Here is a 17,235-nt window from a genome sequence, read left to right on the forward strand (position 1 = left end):
GCTACTTGGCGTACATCAGCGTGCCGAAGCCCAGCTGGTCGTAGCCTCCGCTGTTGGGGCCGTAGTCACCGCCGCCGCCCTCCGGGCGGGTCCCCTCGGCCATGGCCCTGATGTACGGGACGTCGAGCCCGCGTCGGCGGCCGTAGTGGTACCACAGGATGTCCCACACCGGCCTGAGCTGGCCGCGGCCCACGGAGGAGATCACGGTGTGCGACTGCTGGGCGCAGTTCTGGCCGCTCCCCCACGTGTACGTGGTGAAGGGGACGTCCTGGCCCAGGTTGTACTTGGCGACGTACTGGGCGGCCTTCATGAACCGGTTGTTGTCGTAGCCGTACAGATCTTCGCCCTGGGACCAGGCCATCTCGCAGAAGGCGCCCATCTGGCCCATGCCCATCACGGTGTGCCCCTGGTCGCGGCCGGACTCCTGCCACTGGCCGAGGGCGTATCCGGCGGTGTCGTTGTGGAGGAACGGCACGGCGTGCCTGATGGAGCCGTTGCCGGCACCGTTCTTGAAGTAGCCGACCGCCTGGTCGTACTTCGCGCCGTCGTCGCACAGGATGCCGATCGCGAGAATCGAGTTCATGGTGCACAGGTCCCAGTTCGCCCAGTAGTTGGTGATGCAGGCGTCGTTGTGATGCGTGAGGAACTGGTTGTTGAGCGGGTAGAAGACTCCGAGCATCATCTCCTTGAACCGGTCGAGGTCGAAGCCGCTGTGGCCACGCATGAGTTCGGCGACGTTGGCGAACTGGTAGCCGTAGATCCCGGCGGCGAGGAAGCGGTCCGCGTTGCCGGTGACCGAGGTGAGGGTGGACGACCAGGCGTTGAGGATCCGGACGGCGCAGTCGCCGTTGGCGGTGGTGCCGGCGATCTTCCAGCGCAGCGCGTTCTGGTAGGCGGCGTGGATGTCGTTGTAGAGGATGGTGTAGTTCTCGCCCGTGCCGCCGCGGATCACGGTGGCCTGCGGGCGGGCGGTCCAGGTGGCGGCGGAGTGGGAGTTGCCGGTCAGTCGGTTCCAGCCGGACAGCCAGGGATCGTCGCCGGCGGCGACGCGCACCTTGGCGCGATTGAGTTCGCCGTAGGCGTGCAGCATGCCCGGGTGGGTGAAGGTGACCGGCGCACCCTCGGCCGCGGTCCCGGTGAGGGCTGCGGCCGAGGCGCCGGCGGCGAGTGCGGCGGTGATACCGCCGGCGGTTTTCAGCAGGCCGCGGCGGCTCAACTCCAGCTGTCGACGGCGCCTGTGGGGGGAGGTGCGGCTCATCGCTGTGGGTCTCCAATCCGGTGGGGGGTCAGGTGCGGGCGATGCCCACATCGGTGAAGCGTGCGGTGCTGTGGGCCAGGGGGCTGCGGGAGCAGGCCACCAGGCCCACGTAGGAGGGGGCGTCCCCGAACCCGGGGAGCTCGCCGGAGGCGAGCAGGGTCCAGGAGGCGCCGTCGTCGCTGGAGATCGCCGCGGCGAAGGCGGATCCGGTGCGCTTCAGACGCAGCAGCAGGGGCAGTTGAACGGTCGTGGCACCGGAGAACGCGGACGCGCCGGCCACCGTCCTGCGCAGCATCAGCTGTGCGGTGGTCCCGCCGGTGACGATCGCCCCGGCCGCCTGGTCGAAGGGGGACAGGGACTTGGCCATCAGCAGACCCACCCGGTCGGCGACGGCTCCGGTACGGGAGACCAGCCGGGCGGTGATCTCGCAGTCGCCGGTGACGGGCTGTCGTACAAACTGGCCGGTCATCCCCTGGTTGTTGACGGTGAGGTCGGTTCCGGCTCCTCGCACGACGAAGGTCCGGTCCTCGTAGGCGGTGCTGCCCGGAGTGCGGACGGCCACCACGCCGAGCGTCCCGAAGGCGCGGTCGTCGAGGATCACGTCGCCGAGGTCGCCGTACGCCCAGGGGGCGGGCGGCGGCGTGCCCACCGTGAGGGTGAGGGTGGCGGTTCCGTCGCCAGCCGCGTTGCCCGCACGGGTCGCAACGCCGAACTCCCCCGTCTCGGTGGGTGTTCCGGTGATCAGGCCGGTGCGCCTGTCCACGCTCAGCCCGTCGGGCAGCCCGTCGGCAGCGAACCGCACGGGTTCGTGCGAGCCGCGCAGCTGGTGCCGGAAGGGGACGCCCATGTTGGCGAACACCGTGCCGACGGAGGTGAGTTGCGGTACCGAGGGCTCCGGCATGCGGGCCGAGACGGACTCCGAGTGCGGGCCGCGGCCGCCGTGGTTCGTCTTCGCGACGACGTAGTGGTACGCCGTCCCGGGGGCTCCGGTCGCGTCCGCGTACCGGATTCTGGCGCCGAACCCGACCGGGCCGACGCCGGTCGCGATCGTGGCGTAGGGGCCGTCGGCCGCGGTGGCGCGCAGCACTGTGTACCGGGCGGCCAGGTCGGGGTCGGTCCAGGCCAGCTCCACGGCGTCGGCGCCGGCGGTCGCCGACAGCCCGGTGGCGGCACGCCGCGGGCGTGGCACGGTCCAGACCTCGCCCGCCGAGGCGGAGGTCACGCTCACGTTGTCGAAGGCGCCGGTGCCGGTCTCGGCGTACTCCTCGTCGACGCCGAGGCAGGAGGTGAGGACGAGGCCCGCGTATGCGGTACGCCCCAGCATCACCTCGGTGGAGCCGACTTCGGTCCATCGGATGCCGTCCGGGGAGATGGCACCGGTGCAGCGGCGGCCCTTGCGGGTGACCCGCACCCAGTACGGCGCCCGCAGCCGGTAGCCGTCGCCCGCGCCCTCCACGTACGGGGCCTCCAGCGGCGTCGCCGACTCGGGCAGGCTGCCGAGGTCGGAGATCGGGAAGGCGGCGGAGGTGGTGATGGCCTGCTGCTGGGTGGGCGGTACGGGGGTGCTGCCCGTGGCCGAGACCTCCGCTCCGGCCTTCGGACGCACCGTCCAGACACCGCTCCAGGTGTGCAACGGCAGGCCCTGGAGCAGCATCGAGGCGTGCGCGGCGCCCGCGTCGAGGGAGTCGCGGAGAGTGACACCGATCGTGGAGTACTGCGAGCTGAGCGGGAACACGATCCGCGCGGTGACCTCACCGTCGCCGGCGAGGGAAAGGTGCACCAGCCGGTGGCTGTCGGCGGTGCCGGACGCCTCGAGAACGAAACGCTCCCCGTCGAACGCCGCGGCGCCGGGGATCTTCACATCCCCCAGATCCTGGGTGGACCAGGGCTCGGGGAGCCCCGCTGTGGCCGCGGCCGGGCTCGACTCGGTGCTGCTCCCGTGGGAGCCGGTGGCGGCGACGGTGTAGTGGTACGTCCGTCCCGCGCGGACGTCTCTGTCCGTGTACGCCGGTGTGTCGACCCCGGTCGCGATCTCCTCGTAGGGGCCGTCCGGGCGGTTGGCCCGGCGGACGGTATAGGTGGTCGCCCATGTGGACGGCAGCCAGTTCACGTTGATGCCCCGGTCGCCGCCCACCGCCGTGACTCCCGCGGGGGGCGTCGGCGCGGCCGGCTCGGGAGCCTTCGTCCCCGCGCAGGTGAGGGTGCCGAAGCCGGGCAGGTCGTCGTTGCCGCCCTCGACGAAGCGGGCTCCGCCGGTGCCGCGGAAGACGGCCGCCTTGATGTACGGGGTGTCGAGGGCGCGGACGCCGGAGTAGTGGGCGTAGTACATCTCGTAGACCGGCGGAAGACTGCCGCGGACCTTCGCGGAGACGGCCGTCTTGATGTACTTGCCCGTCCGGTCCAGGTCGGCGGTGAAGGGGACGTCGCCGCCGAGGTTGTAGCGGGCGGCGTACTCGGCGTTCGCGAGGATGCGGTCGCCGTCGTGGCCCCACAGATCGACGCCCTGGTTCCAGGCGATCTGCGCGGCGTCCCCCATCAGGCCGATGGCGAGCTGCTCGTGGCCCTGGTCGCGGCCGCTCTCCTGGCCCTGGCCGGTGTCGGTGACGACACGGCCCCGGACGCTGCCGTTTCCGGCGCCGGCCGCGGCGAAGCGCAGCGCGTCCTCGAAGAGCGTGCGCTCCTCACAGAACACGCCGATGGCCAGGACGGACTGCACGGCCGTCAGGTCCCAGTTGCCGTTGGCGTACAGCATGTAGCCGGATATCGCCGGGTACCAGACGTTCAGGAAGGACTGTTCGCAGCGGGCGATGTCCGCCTCCGTCCACCCGTCGTAGTCGCTGTGGCGGAGCAGTTCGGCCGCGTTGACGAACTTGAAGACCTGCAGACCGGCGCCGAGCGGGCCGTCGGCCCCGGTGATCGTCGCCAGGGACGCCGACCAGGCGTTGAGGATGTCCCGGGCCTTGTCCGCGTGGGCACGGTTGCCGGTGACGCACCACATCAGCGCGTTCTGGTAGGCGGCGGCGGAGTCGGCGACGGCCTGGTTCTGGAAGTTGGTGGGGCCCCGGCCCCAGGAGGTGATGTGGCCGGTGTTCTGGATCGTGTACGTGGCCTTCGACCGCGCGTGCGCCGCGAACGCGAGGTAGCCGTCGTGGACCGGGGATTCCCGCGCGGCGACCGCCGCTCTCATGCGGGCGAGGTCGTCGGCGGTGTGCAGCAGCCCCGGGTGGGTGAAAGGTCTGGAGCCCGTGTCGTTCCGAGCCGCGTGGGCCGCCCCGGGCACGAGCAGTCCGCTCGCGCCCGTCGTGAGCAGCAGGGCGGCCGCGCCGCCGATGAAGCCCCGGCGGCTCGGTGCGGGAGTGCTCATGACGCGGTCACCGCCGCTGCCTCGGCGGTGGTGAGGAACCTGAGGTCGGTCACGTGCTCGTTGACGTGCATCGGGACGAAGTCGGTGGTGAGGTACCAGCCCGGCTTGCGCATGGAGTCGGCGATCACCGTGCCGTTGAGGACGAGGTTCTCGAAGGTGACGTCCTTGATGCGGTGATCGGCGTCGTATCCGAGCAGCATGCAGGTCGCGAGCGGCTTGCCCGAGTAGGAGAGGTCCTTGACCCAGACGTTCTCGATGCCGCGGCCGACCGAGGTGTTGTACTTCGTGTTGTACATGACCCGCATGTGGACGAGCTGGCCCCACCGGAAGTCCTCGACGCGGACGTCGTCGACCCTCACGTTCCGGATGAGGTTGCTGTCGCCCGCGTTGAGGGCGATGCAGCCCTGGTAGCCCATCTGGGGCTCGCGGTGGTCGCAGATGTCGATGTTCTCGAAGACGAGGTTCTCCATGACCTCGGGGTTGTCGGTGTTGCCGTGGGTGCCGACATTGACGGGGTGGGCGACGTCCGCCCAGAGGGTGGAGTTGCGGACGGTGATGTTCCTGGTGTCGCCGTAGTAGTTCCAGCGGTGGGTGTAGAGCGCGACGCAGTCGTCGGAGTTGCGCATGAAGACGCCGTCGACGGTGACGTCGGTGCTGGAGAAGACGTCGATGCCGTCGCCCCAGCCCTTGGAGCTGAAGGCGCACATGCCCTTGATGGAGACGTCCGTGGATTCGCCGATCTGGCAGGCGTAACCATTGGGGTTGAGCATGGTGACGGCGCCGACGGAGATGTCCGTCGAGCCCTCGACGAGCACACCGCCCGCCTTGGTCCCGGCGAGCACGCCGCGCCCGACGAGCCGGGCGTCCCGCACGTCCTTGAAGACGACCGTCGCCCTGAGTACCGCGCCCCCGTGCACGTACACGGTTTTGCCGGATGGCACATTCAGGAAGCCGTCCGCGGTGGTGTGGATGCCGGGGCCGAAGTAGATGACGTCGGAGTCGTCCGCCTTCGGGCGGTCCTTCTCGATCTCGCGGGCGAACAGGTGGAGGCAGTCGAAGAGGTCGTCGTTGATCTGGACGACGATGTTCCGTGGCTTGTCCAGGGTGAACCGCATGGTGTCGGCGAGGACTTCCGGCTTGATGCCGTACGAGTCCGGCCGCACCCGCACCTTCTGCACGCCGCCTCTGATGTACGTGACCTGGACCTCGACCTGGCCGGAGAAGTCGAAGTAGGCGAGGCTCGAGTTGAACTGCTTCTTGCTCCCGGTGGCCGGGTTGATCTCGGCGAGGGTGGGGCGGTGGACGCCGAGCGCCTGCCAACTTCCCCCAGGATTGCGGACCTTGACGGTGAAGCTGTCGGTCTTGACCGGAGCTCCGGCCGGCACCGGGTACGTCACCAGCGCGGATGCGACGGGGGGCTCCTCCGCCCTGGCCGTCGTCGCCGTCAGGCCCGACAGGCCGGCGGCGAGCGCGGTGGCGCCCGCAGCCTGGAGGGCGGAACGGCGTGACAGGGACGGGTTCATGTGCGACTCCTTGCGAGAGGAAGGGGAGCAACGGGCGAGGCCGGCCGAGATGACGTCGGTGGTCGTGCCGACGACGGTGAGGGTGAAGCCGCCCGGACATGACCGCCACACGGCCTGAGAAGTTTCGGGAACCGGTTTCTACGGGCGCTACAGGAGCTTGTTCCCGCGAGCCCAACACGTCAAGAGGTGTGACGGACTTTCCGAGTCCTCCGGCTCCCGCGGTCGCAAGGGACCGAACCAGCCAAGCCGTCGATGACCAGCAACAACACCCCGCCGGCGCTCTGCTGTTCAGCAACCGAACGCATGCCCGGTCCCGACAGGAAGCGATTGACCACCTGTTCTCGGCAGATCTACCGTAGAAGGCGCTTTCAGAAAATGTTTCCACCTAGCCCATCAGGAGAGTCATGCCCAGCGCCCAGCTGCCGAGGGCCGTGTTCGCGATGGATCCGGTGCACCTCCCCCTGCTCTTCCCGCCGCCGCTCATGGCGCGGCTGCGTCATGCGTCCGACATCGACCCCGCACTTGTCGTGCAGGACTTCGCCGATCCCGCCGCGGCCGAGGCTCTGGCCCGTGCCGAGGTGATGATCACCGGCTGGGGCTGCCCCGGCCTGGACGCCGGCGTCCTCACCACCGCACCCCGGCTGCACACGGTCCTGCACGCCGCGGGCTCCGTCCGCTCGCTGGTCGGCGACGCCCTGTGGGAACGCGGGATCACCGTCTCCAGCGCGGTGACCGGCAACGCGGTGCCGGTCGCCGAGTACACGCTCGCCATGATCCTGCTCGCGGGGAAGGACACCTTCACCCACCGCGAGCGCTTCCGCACCAGCCATGCCTATCCGACCCACGCCGAGACCGCGCACACGGGCAACAGCGGCCGCCGGGTCGGCATCATCGGCGCCTCGCGGGTGGGCCGCCGACTGCTGGAGCTGCTGCGGCCGTTCGACTTCGAGGTCCTGCTGCACGACCCCTACGTCGGCCCCACCGAGGCCGCCGCCCTCGGCGTCCGGTCGGTGTCGCTGGACGACCTGCTCCGCCTCAGCGACATCGTGAGCCTGCACGCCCCAGGCATTCCCGAGACCTACCGCATGCTCGACAGGGACCGGCTCGCCCTCGTCCGGGACGGCGGCGTCCTGATCAACACTTCCCGCGGTGCCCTCGTCGACCCGGACGCCCTCACCGACGAACTGGTCTCCGGCCGGCTGCACGCGATTCTGGATGTCACCGAGCCCGAGCCACTGCCCGCCGGATCCCCGCTGTACCACCTGCCCAACGTCTTCCTCACCCCGCATATCGCCGGCTCGCTCGGCAACGAGCTGGAGCGGCTCGGCAGTATCGTCGTGGAGGAGCTGGAACGCCTGGCCTCGGGCCTGCCGCCGGCCCACGAGGTGCGTCACGCGGACCTGGCCCGTGTCGCCTGAGCCGGGCGCCGACCGGCAAAGTCGTCCGGAGAAACCATGGGATACGGTTTCCGCACCGGCGCGGAGCCGGCCTCCCGCTCGTTCGGCGAGGGGACGGATGTCCGTCGCCCGGCGGGCAGCCGGGCCCCTGCCGGCCGGCGCACGAGTCGCTACGGTGAAGGAGCCGCAAGGGTGAGTCAGCGCAAGGCGTCCGGCGACGCCGGACGGGCCACCATCCGGGACGTGGCGGAGCGGGCGGGCGTCTCGGTCGCCAGCGTGTCCCGCGTCCTGTCCGGCAACTACCCGGTCTCGGAGGATCTGCGCCGACGGGTGATGAAGGTGGTCCAGGACCTGGACTACGTCACCAACGCGCACGCCCGCTCGCTGGCCGGCGGCGGCACTCCGACGGTGGCCATCCTCATCAACAACATCACCGGAGCCGCCTTCGCCCACGTGGCCAAGGGCGTCGAGAGCGCCGCCACGCTGCGCGGTTGGCTGTCGCTGGTCGGCACGACCGGGGACGACCCCGAACGGGAACTCACGCTGGTCAACCTCATGCGCCAGCAGGGCGTCGCGGCGGTGGTGCTGCTCGGCGGCGCCTACGACTACGACGAGTACCAGCTGCGCATGGCCCGCTTCGCGCGTTCCCTCGACGCGGCCGGCTCCCACCTCGTCCTGGTGGGCAGGCCGCCCCTCGAGGGCGACGTACCGGCCACGACCGTCGACTACGACAACGAGGGCGGCGCCTACGCGATGGCCAGCCACCTGCTGTCCGCCGGTCACCGCCGGGTCCTCGTGCTGCCGGGACGCGCCGAACTCACCACCGCGCAGGGCCGCCTGAAGGGCGCCCAGCGGGCCTTCGAGGCGTACGGCGTGCCCTTCGACCCGGGCATGGTGCGGCACGGCCCGTACGACTACGAGCACGGGTACGAGGCCGTCGAGGACTGCCTGCGCGAGGGGCTGGACTTCACGGCGGTGCTCGCCGGGACCGACGTGGTCGCCGCCGGCGCCATGCAGGCCCTGCGCGCGGCCGGGCTGCGTGTGCCCGAGGACGTGTCGATCGTCGGCTACGACGACATTCCGCTCGCCTCGCAGCTCACGCCCCAGCTGACCACCGTGCACGTGCCGTACGAGGAGATGGGCCGCGTCGCGCTGCGCGCGGTGGCCGACCGGCGCGACGGCGGCGCGGGCCGGCGCAAGGGCAGCGACGGTGACCACCTGGTGCTGGGAACCCATGTCGTCGTACGCAACTCCGTACAACCGCCGGCCCGAAGCGACTGACGGAACGACGGAGAGACGGAGAGAGGGAGAGACGGAGAGACGGAAAGCGTTTGTTTCGTAATCGTTTTCCAGAGCTTTTCGCGTTCCGCCAGTACCACCGGGGAGCGCTCGTCCGGCGCTGAACAGGTCGGCCCAACACGCCTGTGACCTGCCCATATTCCCTTCGTGCGGGGCACGGACGACGCTGGTCCGGAGACAGCCCTCCGGACCGTCCCGCCCAACAAATTCCCGCGCACCTCTTGCTATGGGCTCGGACGTCGGCCTACCGTCCTGGAACCGCTTACTACAGCTTGTGCTTGGCCGATCCCCGCAGCTGCGAGCCGACGTCTTCCGGCCGCGGCGCCCGGCCTGCACCACAGAGCCGCTGCCTCTTTCACACGCCCTCGTTCCGAAGGATCACGGTCAGATGAACTTCACCAGCTCCCGGAGAAGGTTCGCCTCCGCCGCCGTCGCGGGAATCGCGCTGACAGGTCTGCTCTCCGCCTGCGGCGGGTCGGGCTCCGGGGACGACGCCTCGGGGTCCTCCGGTCCGGTCACCCTCGAATTCTGGGGCTGGGCCAACGGCCAGGAGGACGTCGTGAAGGCGTTCAACACCTCGCACAAGGACGTCCAGCTCAAATACACCAAGGTCACGGACCAGCTGACCATGCAGAAGCAGCTGACCAATGCCGTCAAGGCGGGCAACGCTCCCTGCCTGGTGCAGAACACCGGCGAGTACGTGACGAGCTGGGTCTCGCAGGGCGCACTCGCCGACGTCACCGAGCACGTCGAGTCGGCCAAGGGCAAGTTCAACGCCGGCTCCTGGGGCACCGCGCAGGTGCAGGGCAGGCTCTACGGCGTCCCCACCAGCTCCTCCCCGAACTTCACGGTCTACCGCACCGACATCTTCGAGAAGTACGGCATCGAGCCCCCGGCGACCTGGGACGACTTCATCGCCGCGGGCAAGGAGCTGAAGAAGCACGGCATCAAGATCACCAACTACGCCGGTGAGGACCCGAGCACCCTGGAGGTGCTGGCCATGCAGGCCGGGGCGCACTGGTACTCCATCGACGGCAACGCCTGGAAGGTGGACTTCCAGGACGAGGGCACACTGAAGGCCGCAAAGGTGATCCAGGAGATCATCGACAACGACCTGAACGCCAAGCTGTCCTTCGCCGACTACGCGGCCGTCCAGCGCAGCTTCGACAACGGCGACACCGCGACCCGGCAGATCTCCACCTGGCAGATGGCCGGCATGGTGCAGAACTTCACCAAGTCCTTCGGCAAGTGGGCGGTGTCCCCGTGGCCCACGTACACGGGCGAGGCGGCCAAGACCCCGTCCGGCACCAACCTCACCGCCGGCGTCACCCTGGTGACCAAGGAGTGCAAGAGCCAGGAGCAGGCCGCCGAGGCCGCCTTGTGGATGTCCACCGACATGGGCGCGGTCAGGACGATGGCGAGCCCGGAGACCGGCAACGGCGTGATGCCGGCGCTGGCGGACAGCGACGCGTACGTCAATGAGGCGATCTCCGAGAAACTGCTCGGCAAGAAGTACGAGCCGGCCCAGAAGGTCGTCACCGACAGCCTGGGCACTGTCACCACCGACTGGACCTTCGGTCCCAACTGGACCGCGATGTTCACGGAGATGCAGGCGGGCTGGGCCAAGGTCGTCAACAAGGAGCAGAAGGTCACCGATCTGCTGGCGCACATGCAGGAGTGGACGGTCAAGGACCTGAAGGCCCGCGGCATCAGCGTCAAGGACTGAGGCACATCCGATGATTCGCTCCCTGCGCTGGAAGGGCGCCGCCTTCACGGTGCCCTTCCAGCTCGGCTTCGTCTTCCTGTACCTGCTCCCCATCGGTTACGCCGTCCACCAGTCGCTGTACCGCGAACAGCAGTCCGGCCTCGGGCTGGGCGGCGCCACCGAACAGTTCGCCGGCTTCGACAACTACCTGCAGGGCCTGACCGACTCGGCGTTCATGGGGTCCGTGCTGCGGGTGGTGCTGTTCGCCTGCGTGCAGATCCCGGTGATGCTCCTCGTCAGCCTGGTCCTGGCGCTGTTCCTGGACGCGGTCGCCTCGAAGGTGGCGGGCCGGTTCCGGATCCTGCTGCTGGTGCCGTACATGATCCCCGGGGTGGTCGCCGCCATCGTGTGGATCAACCTCTACAGCCCCGAGGTCGGTCCGCTGACACCTCTGGGCGAACTCTTCGGCCTCGACTGGAACTTCTTCTCCCCGTCCATGGTCTGGCCGTCCATCGGCAACCTGCTCACCTGGCACGGTATCGGCTACAACATGGTGATCATCTATTCGGCGCTCCAGGGCGTGCCCCGTGAGCTGTTCGAGGCCGCGCGCCTCGACGGCGCCTCCGAGCGGCGGATCGCATTGAGCATCAAGATCCCGCATTGCGGGGGGCGCTGGTGCTGACCGGCATGCTGTCGATCATCCAGATGCTGCAGATCTTCAACGAGCCCGCGCTGTTCCGGAACGTCACACCGCAGACGGTCAGCGACACCTTCACTCCGATCGTGATCATCTACAACCAGGCGTTCAACGCCGGCAATTACCACTACGCCGCGACCCTGTCGGTGTTGCTCGCCCTGATCCTCGGCTTCGCCTCCTTCCTCTTCTACAGGCTCACTTCGAAGGAGGTGGACTGATGCTGACGACCGATTCCGGAACCAGGCGTCCGGAGGTCCGCACCGTGCGGCGCCTGCCCCGTCCGGACGCTGCCTCGCGAGGCCGGGGCGGCCAGCGCTTCCTGCTGCTCGGCCTGGTCCTGGCGAGCGCGTACAGCCTGTTCCCGGTGTGGTGGCTGATCATCGCTTCCACCAAGGACCGGACCGGGCTGTACCAGACCAACGGCCTGTGGTTCTCCGGCTGGCACCTGTGGGACAACCTGCACCAACTGTTCACGTACGAGGGCGGCATCTTCCTGCGCTGGACGGCCAATTCGTTCCTGTACGCGGGCGTCGGCTCGCTCGGCGGCACTCTCCTCGCACTCGCCACGGGCTACGGCCTGGCCCGCTTCGACTTTCCGGGGCGCAATCTGGTCTTCGCCTGCGTGGTCGGCTCGTTCCTGATCCCGATCGCCCTGCTCACCCTGCCGCTGTACCTGCTGTTCTCGGAGATCGGCCTGGTCGACACCCCGTGGGCGATGCTGATCCCCTGCCTGATCAACCCGTTCAGCGTGTACCTGGCCAAGGTGTACACCGAGGCCACGATCCCCTTCGAACTCCTGGAGGCGGCCCGCATCGACGGCGCCGGCGAGCTGCGGATCTTCTTCAGCATCGTGCTGCGGATGATGACGACGGGCGGCGCCACGGTCTTCCTGCTCGCCTTCGTGAACACCTGGAACGCCTTCTTCCTCCCCCTGACCGTACTGCGGGGCGAGGAGAACTGGACCCTCAACCTGGGCCTGTACAACTGGTCCGGCAAACGCCTGGAGTCCGGCGTCGACCTGACCAGCCTCGTGCTGACCGGTGCGCTGTTGTCCATCGTCCCGATGGCGATCATGATGGTCGCGATGCGCCGCTACTGGCGCACGGGCGTCACGCTGGGGGCCCTCAAGTGACCGCCCTACGGGAGCCCTGACGTGACCGTGCTGCACAACCCCGTCATCCGCGGCTTCGCACCGGACCCCTCACTGGTCCGGGTCGGCGACTGGTACTACGTGGCGACGAGTTCCTTCGAGTGGTTCCCGACGATTCCCGTCCACCGTTCCCGGGACCTGGCGCACTGGGAGTACGCGGGCCACGTCCGGGGCGCGGTCCCCGGCGATTCGCTCGCCGGGGTCCCGGACTCGGGCGGCATCTGGGCGCCGTCGCTGAGCTGGGACGGCGAGCGGTTCTGGATGATCTACTCCGTTGTGCGCTCGGTGGGTACGCCGTATTTCGACCTGGACACGTACATCTCCACGGCCACGGATGTCAGCGGAGCATGGACGGCCCCGCGCCGGGTCGCCGGCCACGGTTTCGACCCCGCTCTGTTCCACGACGAGGGCCGGCTCTGGCTGCTCAACCTGCAGACCGACCACCGCCCCGGCGGGCAGCGCTTCGCCGGGATCGTCCTGACCGAGCTGGACCGGGGCACGCTGGCTCCGATCGGGGACACCCACCTGCTGCTCCAGCACGAACGGCTCATCGAGGGGCCCAAGCTGCTGCGGCGCGACGGTTGGTTCCACCTGGTGCTCGCGGAGGGCGGCACGGGATTCGAACACGGGGTCCTGATGGCGCGCAGCCGCACGCTGACCGGCCCGTACGAGCTCGACAGCAGGCCCCTGCTGACCGCACGGGACGATCTCTCGTGGCCGTTGCAGAAAGCCGGTCACGCGGAGCTGGTGGAGACGCAGGGCGGCGAATGGGTTCTGAGCCATCTGACGGCCCGCCCGCTGCGGACGGCGCAGGGTCCGCGCTGTCCCCTCGGCCGTGAGACGGCGATCCAGGCGCTGACCTGGGACGAGGACGGCCGGCCCAGGCTGCGGCACGGCGGTTGGCACCCGGCGGTCGAAGTCGACGTACCGACGCCTCCCGATGCGCCCGTGCCTCGACTGGCCGGTCCTCACGAGCCGTTGGGCTGGCCTTGGAGCACCCTGCGTGCCGCCCCGGACCCGTCCTGGGCCGACACGGACTCCCGGCCGGGGTGGATCCGCCTGCGCGGACGGCACGGTCCCGAATCGCTGTGGGCCCACAGCCTCCTGGCCCAGCGGATCACCGAGCACCGTGCCGAGGCCGAGGTCACCGTCGAGGCACGGCCGCAGACGTTCACCCAGGCCGCCGGTCTGGTGCTCCGGTACAGCCGAGACGCCTACCTCAGCCTCGACCTCACCTGGGCAGAACCTGCGGGCGAGGGCCAGCACGGCCAGCAGTGGCGGGGCGAGGGCCGTACGGTGCTGAGCCTCGTGGAACGCGACGAGGGCGACATCCGGCAGACGGCCGTCGTGGACGTCGAGGCGGACGCACCGGTCACGCTGGGCGTGACCGTCGACGGCGCCGAGGCACGGTTCTGGTACGTCCACCACGGCGTGCGCACGCCGGTCGGGCCCCCGTTGGACTTCAGCAGGCTCTCCGACGACCACGGATCAGGACTGCGCTTCACCGGGGCAATGGCCGGCATCCACGCGTGGGACCTGGTCGACGCGGCGTTCACGGCCGACTTCGGGGGGTTCCGGCTCACCTGCGGGTGACCGGTGTGCCGTGCGGGAACCGGCGCGCCTGCTACCACACCGGCACCACCGAGCCCCGGTATGCAGCCGACGGCCGTCCGGCCACGCAGGGCGGTGCGGGAAATGCGGGCGCTGCAGCCCATGGGTGCTGTCAGTCCGCGTCGCCGCCGGTGTGTGCCCCGCCCCGGCCATGCTCGGGCAGACACCCGGTCCGGCCCCCGGAAACGATCAAGGGGCCGTTTCAGATTGCTCTGAAACGGCCCCTTGACCTGCGACTCTTTCGAGTCGGGACGACAGGATTTGAACCTGCGACCCCTTGACCCCCAGTCAAGTGCGCTACCAAGCTGCGCCACGTCCCGGTGCCCGTGTGACCTGGGGTTTCCCCCGGCCGAACGCGCATGAGAACAATACCGCACTCCACCCGGTGGTCACGAACCCGTATTGCGCCACAGCCGCCCGCACGACGCGCTTGACCTCAACCAAACTTCAGGTCGCACGGTGGTGCACATGATGACAACGAAGACCACCCCCGCACCCGGATTCGGCGATCTGAACCGGCTCATGGCCCTGATGACCGGCGACGAGAAGCACGACCCCGCCGCGACCTCCACACTCGACGCCCTGTGGGTCCTGTACGACCGCGTGCTCCGGGTCGCGCCCGAGACCGCCGACGACGCCGGCCGCGACCGCTTCCTGCTCTCGAAGGGGCACGGCCCCATGGCGTACTACGCCGTCCTCGCGGCCAAGGGCTTCTTCCCCGAGGAATGGCTGCCGGACTTCGGCTCGTACGACTCCCCGCTCGGGCACCACCCCGACCGCGTGCTCGTCCCGGGCGCCGAGATCGGCAGCGGCTCGCTCGGCCATGGACTCCCGCTCGCCGTCGGCACCGCGCTCGGCCTGCGGGCGCAGGGCCTGACCGACCCGCGGGTGTGGGTGCTGATCGGCGACGCCGAACTCGACGAGGGCAGCAACCACGAGGCGATCGCCTACGCGGGACCTGCCGGCCTGGAGCAGCTGCACACGCTGGTGATCGACAACTCGTCCGCGACCCACGGCTGGCCCGGCGGCATCGCCTCCCGCTTCGAGGCGGCCGGCTGGTCGGCCGAGACGGTCGACGGCCGCGACCACGAGGCGCTGCACGCGGCGTTCACCGCGCCGCACCCCGGACGCCCGCGGGCGGTCGTCGCCCGGGTCGAGTCCAAGCACGCCTGAGTCCCGCGCATCTGCGGCGACCCGCACTTCTTCCACCACTGCCACGAGGGGAACCACGAACGATGGACACCATGCGCGACCGCTTCATCTCCACCACGACGCGGCTGCTGGACGAGGACCCACGGCTCGCGCTCGTCCTCGCGGAGATCAGCCGGGACGGTTTCGACGCCGCCCAGCGCCGCCACCCGGACCGTGTGATCAACGTCGGCATCCGCGAGCAGCTCCTCATCGGCGCCGGCGGGGGCATCGCGCTCACCGGGATGCGGCCGATCATGCACACGTTCGCGAGCTTTCTCGTCGAGCGGCCCTTCGAGCAGGTGAAGCTGGACCTCGGCCACCAGGTGACGGGCGGTGTGCTGGTCAGTGCCGGCGCCTCGTACGACTGGCCGGCCGGCGGCTTCACGCACATGTCGCCCGGCGACGTCGCCCTCCTGGACACCCTGGACGGCTGGACGGTGCATGTCCCCGGTCACCCCGACGAGGCGGAGGGCCTGCTGCGCAAGGCCGTAAAGGGGGACGACCGGGTGTACGTCCGCCTGTCGAACCAGTCGAACGCAACGCCGCATCCGGTGACCGGTGCGGGCTTCCAGACCGTACGGGAGGGCCACGGCGGTGTCGTGATCGCGGTGGGTCCGATGCTCGACAACGTCCTGGCGGCGACCGAGGGCCTCGACGTGACGGTGCTCTACGCCACGACCGTGCGCCCCTTCGACGCGGCGGCACTGCGGGCGGCGACCGACGGGCAGCGGGACGCCTCCGTCGTGATCGTCGAGCCGTATCTCGCGGGCACGTCCACGACGCCGGCGACCGAGGCCCTGGCCGAGGTGCCCCACCGCGTGCTGGGCCTCGGCGTCTCGCGGCGCGAGCTGCGCAGGTACGGAACGATCGAGGAGCACCTGACGGCCCACGGGCTGGACGCCGCGGCACTGCGGAAGCAGATCGCCGCCTTCTTCCGGCAGTGACGCCACTGAGGGCGGTCCCGTACGGCCTCGCGGGAAGCCCTGTGGCGGTTTCCCGCAGGTCAGCGGCTCGGCCCGGCTCGGTGCCAGGGCGCGTCGGGCCGGGTGACGCGCGCGTCGGCGACCAGCCGCAGGGCGTAGACCGGACGGCCGGCGTCGTCGGGGACCGGCCCCAGGTAGGCGTGGCCGGTCATGTGGCACCAGGCGGGCAGGTCGAGCGGGGCGGCCGGGTCGGTGGCGACGACGTGCACCACCGTTCCGGGTGCGGCGCCGGCGATCCGGTCGCGCAGCCGGAGCAGGAGGGTGACGCACAGCAGCCCGGTCCCGTCGATCAGCAGCGGTTCGGCGCCGACTCGGTCGGTCATGCGGCGCCCGCCTCGACGGGGAGGGCGGCCAGGCGCCATTCGAGCATGCCGTCGACCAGCCGCTCGGCGGCGCGGCCGCGGGCGGTGAGCAGGCGGACCGCGTCATGGGCGAGCACGCAGTTGGTGCCGCGGCAGTAGGCCACGACGGCGGCCCCGGCGGGGAGTTCGTCGAGGCGGGCTTCGAGCTCGTCCAGCGGGAGGGAGAGGGCGCCGGGGATGTGACCGGCGGCGTACTCCTCGGCCGGGCGGACGTCGATGACGACAGCGGACCCGTCTTTGACGCGCCGGAGCAGTTCTTCGCGGGTGAGGTGGTCGGTGTCGTCGGGACCGAGGTAGGCGGCGCGGGCGGCGTCGGCTGCGGCCTGGTGGGTGCGGGCGACCTGCTGAAGCAGCGCGTACAGCGCGGCGACGTCGTCCCCGGCGAGACGGTAGTGGATGCGGGTGCCCTCACGGCGGGTGGCGACCAGACCTGCCTGCTTGAGCGTCTGCAGATGGGCCGAGGCGGTCGTGAGCCCCAGCCCGGCGGCCCTGGCGAGCGCGTCGACACTGCGCTCGCCCTGGGCCAGCAGGTCGAGCAGTTCCAGGCGCTTGCCGTTGGACAGCGCCTTGCCGGTGCGGGCGAGCGAGTCGAACAGCGCGGTCTTGCGGACGGGGTCTCCCATCACTGACACTTCTTTCTCTAGTAATCCATGGAATAGTGTAACCGTGAGTGCGGCGTCCCGTCACCACGCCGT

The 17,235-nt window shown here is 70.0% G+C and carries 12 protein-coding genes, 1 tRNA gene and 1 pseudogene; 8 read left to right on the top strand and 6 right to left on the bottom strand.

The window, feature by feature from the left end:
- Nucleotide 1: 1 nt before the first annotated feature.
- The 3 genes from ACF08N_RS00470 to ACF08N_RS00480 are packed head-to-tail and all read right to left on the bottom strand — an operon-like array spanning nucleotide 2 to nucleotide 6,145.
- The gene (locus tag ACF08N_RS00470) at nucleotides 2-1,258 is read right to left on the bottom strand and encodes an alginate lyase family protein (RefSeq protein ID WP_392322316.1); all 1,257 of its coding nucleotides are present in this window, start codon (nucleotides 1,256-1,258) and stop codon (nucleotides 2-4) included.
- A 28-nt stretch (nucleotides 1,259-1,286) separates the two neighbouring features.
- Complete coding sequence (locus ACF08N_RS00475; protein ID WP_392322317.1) at nucleotides 1,287-4,622, bottom strand: alginate lyase family protein; 3,336 nt, start codon at nucleotides 4,620-4,622, stop codon at nucleotides 1,287-1,289.
- The gene (locus tag ACF08N_RS00480) at nucleotides 4,619-6,145 is read right to left on the bottom strand and encodes a glycosyl hydrolase family 28 protein (RefSeq protein WP_392322318.1); all 1,527 of its coding nucleotides are present in this window, start codon (nucleotides 6,143-6,145) and stop codon (nucleotides 4,619-4,621) included. The genes ACF08N_RS00475 and ACF08N_RS00480 overlap by 4 nt, the downstream gene beginning before the upstream one ends.
- Nucleotides 6,146-6,549: 404 nt before the next feature.
- On the opposite strand from ACF08N_RS00480, the gene ACF08N_RS00485 reads away from it, so the two are divergent.
- From ACF08N_RS00485 to ACF08N_RS00510, 6 genes and pseudogenes are all read left to right on the top strand, one after another.
- Nucleotides 6,550-7,563, top strand: a complete 1,014-nt coding sequence (locus ACF08N_RS00485) for a hydroxyacid dehydrogenase (RefSeq protein ID WP_392322319.1) — start codon at nucleotides 6,550-6,552, stop codon at nucleotides 7,561-7,563.
- Nucleotides 7,564-7,734: 171 nt separating this feature from the next.
- On the top strand, nucleotides 7,735-8,823 hold the full coding sequence (locus ACF08N_RS00490; RefSeq protein WP_392322320.1) for a LacI family DNA-binding transcriptional regulator: 1,089 nt from the start codon (nucleotides 7,735-7,737) through the stop codon (nucleotides 8,821-8,823).
- A gap of 406 nt (nucleotides 8,824-9,229) precedes the next feature.
- On the top strand, nucleotides 9,230-10,567 hold the full coding sequence (locus tag ACF08N_RS00495) for an ABC transporter substrate-binding protein (RefSeq protein ID WP_392322321.1): 1,338 nt from the start codon (nucleotides 9,230-9,232) through the stop codon (nucleotides 10,565-10,567).
- A gap of 10 nt (nucleotides 10,568-10,577) precedes the next feature.
- Nucleotides 10,578-11,461 (top strand): annotated as a pseudogene (locus ACF08N_RS00500) (carbohydrate ABC transporter permease).
- The gene (locus ACF08N_RS00505; RefSeq protein ID WP_392322322.1) at nucleotides 11,461-12,375 is read left to right on the top strand and encodes a carbohydrate ABC transporter permease; all 915 of its coding nucleotides are present in this window, start codon (nucleotides 11,461-11,463) and stop codon (nucleotides 12,373-12,375) included. Before ACF08N_RS00500 ends, ACF08N_RS00505 begins: the two are co-directional and overlap by 1 nt.
- A 21-nt stretch (nucleotides 12,376-12,396) precedes the next feature.
- A complete protein-coding gene (locus ACF08N_RS00510) occupies nucleotides 12,397-13,986 on the top strand; it encodes a family 43 glycosylhydrolase (RefSeq protein WP_392322323.1) in 1,590 nt (529 codons plus the stop codon).
- A 264-nt stretch (nucleotides 13,987-14,250) separates the two neighbouring features.
- Here ACF08N_RS00510 and ACF08N_RS00515 read toward each other — a convergent pair.
- A tRNA-Pro gene (locus ACF08N_RS00515) sits at nucleotides 14,251-14,324 on the bottom strand.
- Nucleotides 14,325-14,472: 148 nt separating this feature from the next.
- Between ACF08N_RS00515 and ACF08N_RS00520 the strand changes: the two genes are divergently transcribed.
- Both ACF08N_RS00520 and ACF08N_RS00525 read left to right on the top strand, forming a co-directional pair.
- A complete protein-coding gene (locus ACF08N_RS00520; RefSeq protein WP_392322324.1) occupies nucleotides 14,473-15,177 on the top strand; it encodes a transketolase in 705 nt (234 codons plus the stop codon).
- A 62-nt stretch (nucleotides 15,178-15,239) separates the two neighbouring features.
- The gene (locus ACF08N_RS00525; protein WP_392322325.1) at nucleotides 15,240-16,139 is read left to right on the top strand and encodes a transketolase family protein; all 900 of its coding nucleotides are present in this window, start codon (nucleotides 15,240-15,242) and stop codon (nucleotides 16,137-16,139) included.
- Nucleotides 16,140-16,198: 59 nt separating this feature from the next.
- Here the strand turns inward: ACF08N_RS00525 and ACF08N_RS00530 are convergent, their stop codons facing one another.
- Both ACF08N_RS00530 and ACF08N_RS00535 read right to left on the bottom strand, forming a co-directional pair.
- Entirely contained in the window at nucleotides 16,199-16,501 is a 303-nt protein-coding gene (locus tag ACF08N_RS00530) for a sulfurtransferase TusA family protein (RefSeq protein ID WP_392322326.1), read from the bottom strand.
- A complete protein-coding gene (locus ACF08N_RS00535; RefSeq protein ID WP_392322327.1) occupies nucleotides 16,498-17,163 on the bottom strand; it encodes an ArsR/SmtB family transcription factor in 666 nt (221 codons plus the stop codon). The genes ACF08N_RS00530 and ACF08N_RS00535 overlap by 4 nt, the downstream gene beginning before the upstream one ends.
- Nucleotides 17,164-17,235 lie beyond the last annotated feature (72 nt).

It is taken from the genome of Streptomyces sp. NPDC015127, from assembly GCF_043080095.1.
In the GTDB taxonomy this organism is placed as follows: domain Bacteria; phylum Actinomycetota; class Actinomycetes; order Streptomycetales; family Streptomycetaceae; genus Streptomyces.

Bases quoted from the DNA above. Each gene is read 5' to 3' on its own strand.
- ACF08N_RS00505 (WP_392322322.1), top strand. From the start codon at position 11,461: ATGCTGACGACCGATTCCGGAACCAGGCGTCCGGAGGTCCGCACCGTG.
- ACF08N_RS00485 (WP_392322319.1), top strand. From the start codon at position 6,550: ATGCCCAGCGCCCAGCTGCCGAGGGCCGTGTTCGCGATGGATCCGGTG.
- ACF08N_RS00495 (WP_392322321.1), top strand. From the start codon at position 9,230: ATGAACTTCACCAGCTCCCGGAGAAGGTTCGCCTCCGCCGCCGTCGCG.
- ACF08N_RS00535 (WP_392322327.1), bottom strand. From the start codon at position 17,163: ATGGGAGACCCCGTCCGCAAGACCGCGCTGTTCGACTCGCTCGCCCGC.
- ACF08N_RS00525 (WP_392322325.1), top strand. From the start codon at position 15,240: ATGGACACCATGCGCGACCGCTTCATCTCCACCACGACGCGGCTGCTG.
- ACF08N_RS00470 (WP_392322316.1), bottom strand. From the start codon at position 1,258: ATGAGCCGCACCTCCCCCCACAGGCGCCGTCGACAGCTGGAGTTGAGC.
- ACF08N_RS00530 (WP_392322326.1), bottom strand. From the start codon at position 16,501: ATGACCGACCGAGTCGGCGCCGAACCGCTGCTGATCGACGGGACCGGG.
- ACF08N_RS00480 (WP_392322318.1), bottom strand. From the start codon at position 6,145: ATGAACCCGTCCCTGTCACGCCGTTCCGCCCTCCAGGCTGCGGGCGCC.
- ACF08N_RS00520 (WP_392322324.1), top strand. From the start codon at position 14,473: ATGATGACAACGAAGACCACCCCCGCACCCGGATTCGGCGATCTGAAC.
- ACF08N_RS00475 (WP_392322317.1), bottom strand. From the start codon at position 4,622: ATGAGCACTCCCGCACCGAGCCGCCGGGGCTTCATCGGCGGCGCGGCC.